At 41.6% G+C, this 10,471-nt stretch carries 10 protein-coding genes; 8 read left to right on the top strand and 2 right to left on the bottom strand.

All coding sequences use genetic code 11. From position 1 onward, the window contains the following. Positions 1 to 325 precede the first annotated feature (325 nt). The 4 genes from ACQEXT_RS01100 to ACQEXT_RS01115 all read left to right on the top strand — a co-directional run bounded on the left by ACQEXT_RS01100 (position 326) and on the right by ACQEXT_RS01115 (position 3,835). Entirely contained in the window at positions 326 to 958 is a 633-nt protein-coding gene (locus ACQEXT_RS01100; RefSeq protein ID WP_426950246.1) for a hypothetical protein, read from the top strand. Between the two features lie 810 nt (positions 959 to 1,768). Next, positions 1,769 to 2,530 (top strand): RES family NAD+ phosphorylase, encoded by a 762-nt coding sequence (locus tag ACQEXT_RS01105; protein WP_083148515.1) that lies wholly within the window; start codon positions 1,769 to 1,771, stop codon positions 2,528 to 2,530. A 171-nt stretch (positions 2,531 to 2,701) separates the two neighbouring features. Next, positions 2,702 to 3,235 carry a DUF6817 domain-containing protein gene (locus tag ACQEXT_RS01110; protein WP_426950247.1) on the top strand — a complete coding sequence of 178 codons (534 nt, stop codon included), beginning with the start codon at positions 2,702 to 2,704 and terminating at the stop codon, positions 3,233 to 3,235. Positions 3,236 to 3,373: 138 nt separating this feature from the next. Then, positions 3,374 to 3,835, top strand: coding sequence for a T6SS immunity protein Tdi1 domain-containing protein (locus tag ACQEXT_RS01115; RefSeq protein WP_426950248.1), 462 nt, complete (start codon positions 3,374 to 3,376; stop codon positions 3,833 to 3,835). A gap of 22 nt (positions 3,836 to 3,857) precedes the next feature. Here ACQEXT_RS01115 and ACQEXT_RS01120 read toward each other — a convergent pair whose 3' ends face one another. Next, complete coding sequence (locus ACQEXT_RS01120; RefSeq protein ID WP_426950249.1) at positions 3,858 to 4,814, bottom strand: IS110 family transposase; 957 nt, start codon at positions 4,812 to 4,814, stop codon at positions 3,858 to 3,860. Positions 4,815 to 5,153: 339 nt separating this feature from the next. On the opposite strand from ACQEXT_RS01120, the gene ACQEXT_RS01125 reads away from it, so the two are divergent. Then, positions 5,154 to 5,525 carry a hypothetical protein gene (locus tag ACQEXT_RS01125; protein ID WP_426950251.1) on the top strand — a complete coding sequence of 124 codons (372 nt, stop codon included), beginning with the start codon at positions 5,154 to 5,156 and terminating at the stop codon, positions 5,523 to 5,525. 144 nt (positions 5,526 to 5,669) lie between these two features. Further along, positions 5,670 to 6,287: a hypothetical protein gene (locus ACQEXT_RS01130; protein WP_426950252.1), complete on the top strand. Its 618-nt coding sequence runs from the start codon at positions 5,670 to 5,672 to the stop codon at positions 6,285 to 6,287. 27 nt (positions 6,288 to 6,314) lie between these two features. On the opposite strand, the gene ACQEXT_RS01135 is transcribed toward ACQEXT_RS01130, so the two are convergent. Further along, positions 6,315 to 7,465, bottom strand: a protein-coding gene (locus ACQEXT_RS01135) for an IS3 family transposase (protein ID WP_426950253.1) whose coding sequence is annotated in 2 segments (ribosomal slippage) — positions 6,315 to 7,222 and positions 7,222 to 7,465 — 1,152 coding nt in all. Because the reading frame shifts where the segments join, the coding sequence is not laid out codon by codon here. 64 nt (positions 7,466 to 7,529) lie between these two features. On the opposite strand from ACQEXT_RS01135, the gene ACQEXT_RS01140 reads away from it, so the two are divergent. Both ACQEXT_RS01140 and ACQEXT_RS01145 read left to right on the top strand, forming a co-directional pair. After that, entirely contained in the window at positions 7,530 to 9,083 is a 1,554-nt protein-coding gene (locus ACQEXT_RS01140; RefSeq protein WP_426950255.1) for a hypothetical protein, read from the top strand. A gap of 664 nt (positions 9,084 to 9,747) precedes the next feature. After that, positions 9,748 to 10,344, top strand: a complete 597-nt coding sequence (locus ACQEXT_RS01145) for a tyrosine-type recombinase/integrase (RefSeq protein ID WP_426950256.1) — start codon at positions 9,748 to 9,750, stop codon at positions 10,342 to 10,344. Positions 10,345 to 10,471: the final 127 nt, after the last annotated feature.

Consider the following 10,471-nt stretch of genomic DNA (forward strand, 5'->3'; position numbering starts at 1 on the left):
ATTCTAAAATTAGATAGTTAAAAGCGAGCCCAAGTGGCTCGCTTTTCTGTTTTATATGTTGGTTAAACTATCACGGACAATACTATCTTGGTTTAGTAGATGAGGGTATAGCTGACTTATTTCTGCCCCATTTCGTAACAGCGAAATCTAACCTCACCAGTCTCACATCGAGAGTTTGCGATAGATTTTCTAATCGAAAATTAGAGGTGCATGGCAATTATTTACATTATTGCCATTTTAGCTTTTACTAAGTGTCAAACTGATTATAATCTCAATAAAACAATGAGTTAAAACAGATGTGAACTCAAACCCTCGGACTATTTAAATGACAAAACAACTTAAAACGATCATAGATACTGTCAGGTACGCTAAAAAGGATATTGCCTCTTATGGCGAAATTGTGATTGACCTCTTCATAGAAGATGAGTTGTTGAAAAATGTTCCAATCGTAGAACATGCATTGAAGATACGGAATATATGTGATGTATACAGAGCAAATAAAGTCAAAAGAAATTATTTGTCATTTATAGATGCGGTTTCAGTCATGGACTCTTCAGAAATCGAGAAGTTTGAGACCATGCTTTTTGAAAGCGGTGATTTAGGAGTCGATGCATCAGAGACACTTTTCGATATTCTTATCGATGGACATAAAACAGTTCGAGCTAAAATTGCTGGTAACCTGGTAGCAGCTTTGGCTAAGGGGAAGCTGGACTTAGATTCATATTATAATTTGCTTCTAATAGCTCACTCAGGCTCCATCCCAGCACTTCTGTCTATACCTAAAACTGTTGAGTCAATGGCGGTATTTGGCGAATGGGACAAAAAATTTGGTATTCCGGAAGAACCTCTACTCATCTCGCTGGGAATCGCGAAAAAGCTAGGAAGCATATTGATGCTGTCTAGTCTTGGTAAGCAATTTTATAAATATGGTTACAACATCCCAACGACAAACTTATGAGTATGAAAGTCTTCCACTTCGTGATCGTATCTGATCTGTGCCGAAGTGATTTTGAGCTAGAGCCGTTAATAAAACCTCGATCGCTAGATTGACCTGTTTTTCCTAATGCCTAACATTAGCGCGTTTTAGGGAAAATATACTAGGGTAAATTGAATGCCAAACAAGGGATCTGAACGACATACATTTTCATTTGATGGTGGCGATAAGCTAACCACCATTGGCGCGACCTTTTTTGTGTCGTATCTTTACCACCTGCATGTTGACACTAGCCATAGAAATTGGGCCTCAATCAAAACGCAGCGCTCACGTATTAGCACTATAAACAACTCCGAGAGCCATTATCGAGCTTGGTTATCGCATGTTCAAAATATGAGCGATGCAAACCTTAATCGTAATAGTCTTGGGTTGGAAGGACCTATTATCAAACAAATGGCATTGGCAGTACAAGGAAAGCTGTGAACTGGCTGTTGGTCGCTACAAGTCTACTAAGAAATATGGCATAGCCTAAACGAACGTACACCATTCCACTTGGGCTACCAGAAATGCCTGAATCACTTTTGCCCCAAAACCACTTAGATTAAATACTCTACACAATTCAGAGGGCGTGCGTTTACCCAACTAAAACTTATTCGATTGAGTTGATAACTCTTCACTCCCGTCATTAGGCGACATCTTGAAGCCTAACCTCCCGTTATGTGTCATAACTTATTGATTATCAGTTGATTTAATATGAAAATGACAGCATTGCTGAAGGATAAAAAACGACAATTTGTCGTCTAATAAGCGTTATGTGTAACTATAGGATATTTAATGAGTTTTAGTTCTTGGCGAAGCTTTTCAATATTTAGTTGGGCGGTAAATCGTAAACAGAGATACATTCTTGATGAAGAGTCTCAGCTGTTTCTAAATTCAATTGTTGATACGTGTAAAGAAAGGGAATTGGTTATACCTGAAGGGAAGTGTGTATGGCGAGCGCAAAATGGACATTCGTGGAAGCCATTGTACCAGCATGATCCTGATACAGGCGAAGATATCCATGTCGATGACATCCCTTGCCCGTTTCCTCATTCAAGAATGAAACCTTTAGAAGATAGTGCGTCAGATGGACGAGCGAATTCTAAAGGTATTCCTTGTCTTTATGTGGCTACAAATAAAGAAACTGCGATGTCTGAAGTAAGACCTTGGCTAGGTGCTATTGTTTCACTAGGGGTATTTAAAACAACCAAGGAGCTAAAAATATTAGACTTTTCTGTGGAGCAAGGTACTAGTAATCTTCATTTTTACTTTACTGAGCCAACGGAAGAAGAAAAAATTAAGGCAGTTTGGTCGGACATTGATAACGCTTTTTCCAAACCGGTGAGAAACTCAGATTTAAAGTCAGACTACGCAGCAACACAAATTATATCCGAATTTGTAAAATCTAAAGGCTATGACGGTATAGCGTATAAAAGTTCATTGGCTGACGGGCATAATATTGTCCTCTTTGATTTGAACGCAGCTGAGATTATTGGTTGTCAAATTCATGAAGTATCTAAGGTTCAGTTTGAATTCAAAAAGATCGAGGATTACTGAGAATAAGACTGGTAGACAATTACACATAACAAGCATTTAAGAGGGATTCACAACGCTTGGCGCTTTCACTTCAAGCCAGTTTAGTGTTTATGGCACAATGCGTTAGGTTTAGGTGATAGCGTTGCTCCCCCCTTAATTGGGCTACATGCGACCTAAAGGAAATTGAGATTTATGGATAAATTTGGAATGCTTCAAGAACTTGGTGCGGGTGACTTTCAGCACCTTAACGGTTCATTGGAAGCGCACTTAAAAGGGACTCAAGAAGTTCTAGTGAACTGGGGTAGTAGCGAATTACTTCAAGTTGCAGGTCTCTTTCATGCTGCTTATGGAACAGCGGGTTTCGATGAAAATATGGTGTCGCTAAGTCAGCGCCAAGAAATAGCACGAGTTATTGGTTGTGACGAAGAAGCTCTAGTTTACTTGTATTGCTCATGCGATCGAGACTATGTATTTCCTCAATTTGGCAAAACGCCAGAAATCCAATTCAAAGACAGATTTACAGGTTCAACCTTCAAGCTTGACAGTGCAATGGTGAAATTGTTTTGTGAGTTAACGGTCGCTAACGAGCTAGAGCTTGTATATAGCAGTGAGGAATTCAAGCTCAAGTATGGTGCTGAACTATTTGAGCTGTTTCAAGGCATGGACAGTTACTTAAGTCCCGAGGCTAGAAATGCGTACAAATCAGCCTTGTCGACTTTCGCATAACAAGCATTCAAGAGCGATTCGAGCCTACGTTATATCGTGGCCTACTTTAGACGGGTCAGGGAATCGTGGTTTGCAGGTGGCACAGTAGTCACGGCTCTCACGCCTTAATGCGCGCGTTATGTGCTTAGAGAGGAATTTATGCTTTTATTGACATCCGATGCAAGTGATATTTGCAAAGGTTTAGCTACTTGGAATTGGCTAGATTTTTCAGAGAAAACATTCCTTGTTTCAAATTTATTTGGAGATATGTTCTTTGAATCTAATGAGGGCATATATTTCTTCGATATGTTAGAAGGAACATTAACTGTTATCGCTGCAGATAAAATCGAACTTCAATCGATATTAAATACGAAGCAAGGGCAGGAGCAATTTCTAATGGTTAGCCTAGTGACAGGTGCTCGTGATAAAGGATTGATGCTTTCCGAAAATGAGTGTTATGACTTCATAATTCCTCCCTGCTTAGGAGGCGAGTTAAGTGTAGGAAATTTGCAGGTGTTGCCTTTTCTAAGCAAGTTAGAAGCAACTGGCGCAATTTACTCGAAAATCAAAGACCTACCAATAGGCACTGAGATTACGAGCGTAGAATTAGCACGCACATAACAAGAGACTATGGCGTCAATAGTTAATTTTTGGCGCTATTGTTATCCCACATTACACCGTCTCTGAGCATCGAGTTTAAGATCACAACCATCTTTCTCATGCAGGCAACTATGGCAACTTTTTTGGGTTTTCCTGCCGCAAGTAATCGTTCATAAGTGGTCTTAAAAACAGGGTTACATTGGATAGCAGACATCATCGCCATATACATCACGGTTCTAACCTGAGTCCGACCGCCTTGTATTATGCGCTTTCCTTTGTAACGACCACTTTCTCTAACGATGGGTGCAACGCCAATCAAGCTAGAGGCTTGTTTATTGGTGATGTAACCAAGTTCTGGGACGTTGCTAATGATTGATGCGGCCAGTATTTTACCGACACCAGGCATGCTTTGAAGTATCTCATTTTTATTCTGATATTCAAGTGAGGTATCGATGAGCTTAGTGATTTTAGTTTCTACTTTCTCAATTTGATTTTTAAGAGCGGTTAAGATGGGTGTAATGGTTGAAGCGATGTTCTTTGGCAATATTTGAAGTCGGTTTCGTTCCATGGTCTGTATGGAGAGTAACTGATTACGCCTTGTTACTAAGTTACTCATTAGTCGGATGTTTTCGGCTTTCAGTTTGGTTAGCTCAGGCTGGACTTTTTCGGCATAGTGGGCAATGAGAGCGGCGTCTAAACGGTCGTTCTTAGCTCTTTGTCCGATAGCACCAGCGAACCTTTTTATCCTCAATGGGTTAGCGATGACATAGGGTAACTTTGCTTGGTCACAAACAAGGATGAAGGGCATTTCTAATCGTCCAGTAGCTTCAATCACGACACGTTGAGGATGGTGTTTAGCGATAGTTTTGACGGCCTCTTTAATGCCTTTGTCACTGTTAGGAACAGTGAAGTAAATATCGAGAGGACGAATATAAATATCTAACTGTGATTTGCCAGTATCAACACCGACATTAATGTTTTGAAGTGTGTTTGTATTCATAATAAGCTAACTCTTGCTTGAAAATGCGGGCTCGAGACCCAGAAGACTATTCGAGTGTGGTGCTTGGAGTTCTATCTGACGTTCGTACTTGTTATCGGTCTCTCGATAGAGGAGCCATCATTTAATCGAACTATCAGATAGAAGAACTTTAGTTGCAGCTAAAGTCTGGGTCTCACCTTACCCGATTGGAGAGCTTATTATCCATACAAGCATTTAAGAGTGATTCGCAAGGTGTGGCATTTTCACTATGCGTTGGTTTAAGTCTCTAAGGTGGTATGCAGTGGTTTTGCTATTGCGTTGCTCATCACCTTTACAGGTCTATGGAACAAGGAGGTTACAGTGGAAGAAGAATACTATAAGAAGTCGGTTGAAGGCTTCGAAGTTGTTACCGAGCAAGGTAAAGATCCCGAACCATTTATGGTCACATCTAACGGTATAGACTTTGAACAGCTTAAAGTTACAACCCTCAAAAAATTTACGGATACAGTTAAAGCAACTGAGGAACTTTCTGAAAAGGAGCGTAGTTCTGTATTGGATTACATTTCAGATAATGCAGACTTAGTTAGCAGAGAGCTTGAATCATTCGTTAATGACCAAGAAGCAGCTATCAAAGCTCATGATTACTTAACTTCTATTTTTGTGGATTTTCCTTCAATTTCAGAGCTTGCGGATGTTTTGATACAAGTCCTTCTGAAGTTATTGGGAGGCTGACGGACGGTTTCATACAAACTGTTTAAGAGTGATTCGCAACGTGTAGCATTTTTGGTTTGCGGTGGGTTTAGTGTTTAAGGTGAAATGCGGTGGCTTGGTCATTGCGTTGCTCACACCTTGACAGGCGTCTATGTATTTTCGATTATGAATGAATTTAGAGATCATATCATCAGGTCTATTTCCCACTTGGATGCTATCAAATATCAATCTAAGTGTGACATTGATGAGTCAAAATTGCGTGATGCTTATGACGAAGTTCACGAGGCACTAGCATTCTATTGCCCAGAATCTAGCTTTTCAGACTTAATAGTCCATCAGCTATCGATGGTTTGCAGTCATCAATGTGTTGAGCTACAAGATAAATTGTATCCGTATATTTACTCTGAAGTTTTAGACCGAATGAGGTTAGTGGAAGTAAATAAACCCAAATATAAGCCTTTCAATGGTAAAGGCTCGCCCTTAAAAGGTCTAAAGCTGTATCACGTGCATCACAGTCTGAACTTTGAAGTTATATTTAACTTTAAGCGTTATCTTGAGCAAACCTATGCAGAGGACAGTTCCATTGTCAGTGCAATTGATCTGCTTAGGCAAAAGTATCCTGAGCGGGATGACCACTTAGCGATGTTTGTTAAAACCGAAGTCATAAACTCGGTTGAATGGGGTTCAAGAAATAAAACAGGGGAGTGGTTAGTTTATCAGCTGGTAGGAGGTAAAGTTCATTTCTTAGCTTTAGCATTGCATCAAACCAGTGACGAAGAATGATCTGCTCCAGCCAGACTGGACACTTCATTAAGCGACATTTTGCTGTTCAAAGTTAACTGGGCTTAGATACCCAAGAGCACTGTGCCTTCTCGTCCGATTATAATCAACCTCTATGTACTCGAAGATCGTTTGGCGCATCTGGTCTCTCGTCATAATTGGCTCATATTGTATCGCTTCCACTTTCATAGAATGGAAGAAGCTCTCAACACAAGCATTGTCCCAGCAGTTTCCTTTCCTACTCATACTTTGCTTTAGATTATAAGCAGTTATGAGATCTCGATAATCTTTTGAGCAGTACTGACTACCTCTATCACTATGAACGATAACCTGCTCGGGGAATCCGCGACGGAACAACGCCATTGATAGCGCATCACAGACCAGCGTAGCCGTCATTCTGGTATCCATAGACCATCCAATTACTTGTCTTGAGTAAAGGTCAATAATTACCGCCAAGTACAGCCAGCCTTCGCTTGTGGCTATATAGGTGATGTCTCCAGCCCATTTTTCATTCGGAGCCGATGCGCTAAAGTTCTGAGCCAACAGGTTTGGAGCAACAGGCATTTGATGCTTGCTGTCCGTAGTGCACTTAAACTTGCGAGCAGCTTTCGGCGTTAAATCTTGACGCTTCATACTGGCAGCAATGGTTTTAACATTGTAGTTATCACCGCTCTCAGACAGTTCTTTTTGGATACGCCTTGAGCCATCTCGGCCTTTGCTGTTGTTGAAAGCTTCTTTGACTTTTGTATCAAGCTTTTGGCGAATTGCCTCGTATTGGATGGCCTTATGGCGATGCTTAACCCAGTAATAAAACCCACTTCGGGATACCCCGAACACCTTAGCCATACGCACAATACTGAAGCTCAGCAGGTGTTCGAGCATAAATTCATAGAAATTTACTTTAGATTTTTCGCGAAGTAGGTGGCGGCCTTTTTTACAATTTCTAGCTCTTCTGCTTGCTCAGCCAACTGCCTTTTGAGCTTGGCAACCTCTGCGGCTAGCTCTTGCTCTCGCTGACTAGTATTGGTGTCTTTCTTCGAGTTCTTCCGCCACCCGTAGATTTGAGATTCATGTAGAGAAAGCTGTCTTGCTGTCGCAGCTACTCCTACTTTATCCGCTAACTTAAGGGCTTCTGCCTTAAATTCAGGGGAATGTTTAATTCTAGTTTTCTTAGTTGTCATTGTTCACCTCGTTAGTGATTGTACTCACTTAACTCGGTGTCCAAAACTGCTGGGGCGGATCAGGGTGATCCCTGCCAATCTTCTGGACACTTACGATGCTCTAGTGCCTGCACTTGACCGAGTTACTGACGCGCGCGTTAAGAGCCTTGCTGAACCAAGAAGAGTACAAGTTAGTCATGTCAGTCAAGATGAATCAATTGACTCGATTGAAGACCTTCCAGCTCACAAAATAATTGCAGCTATTGATGCGATTGGACCAAGAGAATTCAGAAGTTTCGTTAATAAGGTTCCATTTACTGGTCTAGTTAAACAGGAGCCAAGAAAGGCACTCGCTGCACTCTTATATCTAGCAAAAAAAGATGAGCATCCAATTGGCTACTGGAAGCAGATCCTACAGGATTGGCCTGAGATAGATGACTCTACAACTCATCGAGTACTCCTTCGTCGACTAGGTTTACTACCTAAAGATGTGTTGACGGAAATCAGTCACGCCTTGAGCTCTTGGTTCGATAAGTTTCTTGTCACGATGCTAAAAGATAACGAAGAGGCTCTATGGTTTGCATTTGATGAGTTCGTTGATGCCATATGGCAGTCCGAAGAAGATGTAGCTAAGAGCTCTATAGTGGATACCACAAGGGGAGGTAGAAGCTTGAATTTATCTCGTAGAACGTATGGTCACGCTATCAATAGCCCTGCGGGTAAGTTGACTGGATGTCTCTTTAAGCAATTGCAGGCTATGAACTTAGAGAGGGGAGAGGGTGTTCCTGACTTCATTAAAAGCAGATTTGGCAAGCTAACTTCTTTGGGTGGAGAGGGGCAAGATCATGCGGTTGTTATGTTATCTCGGTTCGTTGACTGGATGCTTTGGTTTGATTCAGATTGGACTGTTAACAATGTAATCCCTTGGTTCGACTTAAAGCATGAAAACTCAGAGCCAGCATGGAATGGATTTATTTCGAGGAGTATGGTGCCAAATATAGTCTTGCTTGAACATATTCAAGAACATCTGAAGCACCTGTTTCCTGAGTTATATAAGTGGTCGTGGGGAGAGGGTGAGAGAAAGGTTGCAGCCCAAATAATCACTGAGCTTGGAATGCCACATGAAGTTGCTCCCGCCGCTTTGGTTCCACAAGACTTCAAGAAGAGCATTCGAAATATGAAGAATAGCCAGAGGTGTGAGGCTATTCATTATTTAGGGGTCGCAGGAAAGAAAGATGGTGGGAAATGGAAAGAACGTGTAATTCCGTTTATCAATAATGTTTGGCCTAGAGAAAAGAAACTGCGAACAAAGGCTGAAATTCAAGCATGGATTAATCTTTTAACTCACTCAAAGGAAGCACTGCCAGAGCTCCTTGAGTGCGCTAAATGGTGCTTAGCTCCAGTCCAACTTGATCCATATTGGACGCAACAATTGACTCACGACTATGGGCAGGAAGAGCCCATTACGTCAGCTTACCCAGATGAGATTTTAGAGCTTTGCTATCTCGTAACGCCAGATACCACCATTGGCTTACCCATCTATCTAGAAGATGTACTTGACCTGATAGAGCAGGCTAAGCCTGAGCTAGTTAAAGATAGGCGTTTCCAACACTTATTGGATTTGATAGAGAGTGCCTAGGGGGGCTTTTCTATGAGCACTGATTTATATTTTGAGTGAGTTTGACCTGCATGATGGCAATCAATACCAGCTTGAGTAGTACTAAATGAATGCTACCTGTAGTCAATGGAAGAGAGTTAAATCCCCTAGTTGGAGTGAGCAGATTAGATAGTTTACCAGTAGTGAATGTTATCTGAGTTTACGGATGTCATACGATGTTCGAATCAAGTAAACTATTGCCATACCGCCAACTGAGGGTAGGCAATCGTAACTGACACTTAACTAGTGGGATCTGGGTGCCTGTGGTAATAGTTTTATCGATTTAGAATAAACGCCTTTTCCATGATTTAGTAGAGATTCTTCGTATATGACTGCGTATTTCGGTGATTGCGAAGCGTTTGTAGTGGATAAGATATTCTGACCAGTTTTTTTTGAGTTTTCGATACTAAAGATAATCCGTAATTTACTAATTTAGCAAAAAATATAAAACGTTTTTGTCCATAACCTTCACGGGGCTACTTCTAGCTCAGAAATGCCCCGAAACGGTTTAGCGGGATGATCTCCTTAAAATGCTGAACGTCGTTTTTCCTTAGAAAATCTTATCTGGAATGTGTGCGCAGCTTGGTCTCACCTTGAGCTGATGGCTAGTTTCATTATTGGCGAATCAAAAACAAGGAGGCCAAAAATGAACACACTGACAGTGACCAAATCCACAGGGGTAAAACGTCCCTTTAAGCTAGAAGAAATATGGCGGCTCAGAACTCGACTCGAACTTGAGCACAACTGGATGCAGATTGCTCTACTAAATCTAGCCATAGATAGTAAATTGAGGGCAAGTGATTTACTTAACTTACACGTCTATGATGTGTGCGCTCAAAATAGGGTGTTGGAGCGCGGGCATTGCTTACAGAAGAAAACAGGGACTGATGTGCAATTTGAAATCACGCCACGCACGCAGCAGAGTCTGAGTAAATGGATAGACATTGCCGCACTCCCCGCCAATGAGTACGTGTTTCCCAGTCAGCGTCGTGATAATCAACCCATCAGCTACTCTTATTACCGAACCATCATTCGCAATTGGGCTAGTCTGTTAGGGCTGAATGCGAACCGCTATGGGACTCATTCCATGCGCCGCACCAAAGCCACGCTGATTTATGCGAAAACCAAAAATATCCGAGCCGTACAGTTACTTCTCGGTCACTCCAAGCTGGACAATACTATTCGCTATCTCGGTGTTGAACTGGAGGAGGCCTTAACCCTGTCCGAACAAACCGAGTGTTGATGGGGCAATAATATGTTGTGGTTGAGTGCTGCATAAGCCTCTGTTTATAGGGGCTTCTTCGTGTCAGAGGTATTACTAGTTCACATAAATGCCCCGCCTCTCATTCATGAAATGTATTCACGTCACG

Origin of the sequence: Vibrio sp. TRT 29B02 (assembly GCF_050113655.1) — a bacterium.
Lineage (GTDB): Bacteria > Pseudomonadota > Gammaproteobacteria > Enterobacterales > Vibrionaceae > Vibrio.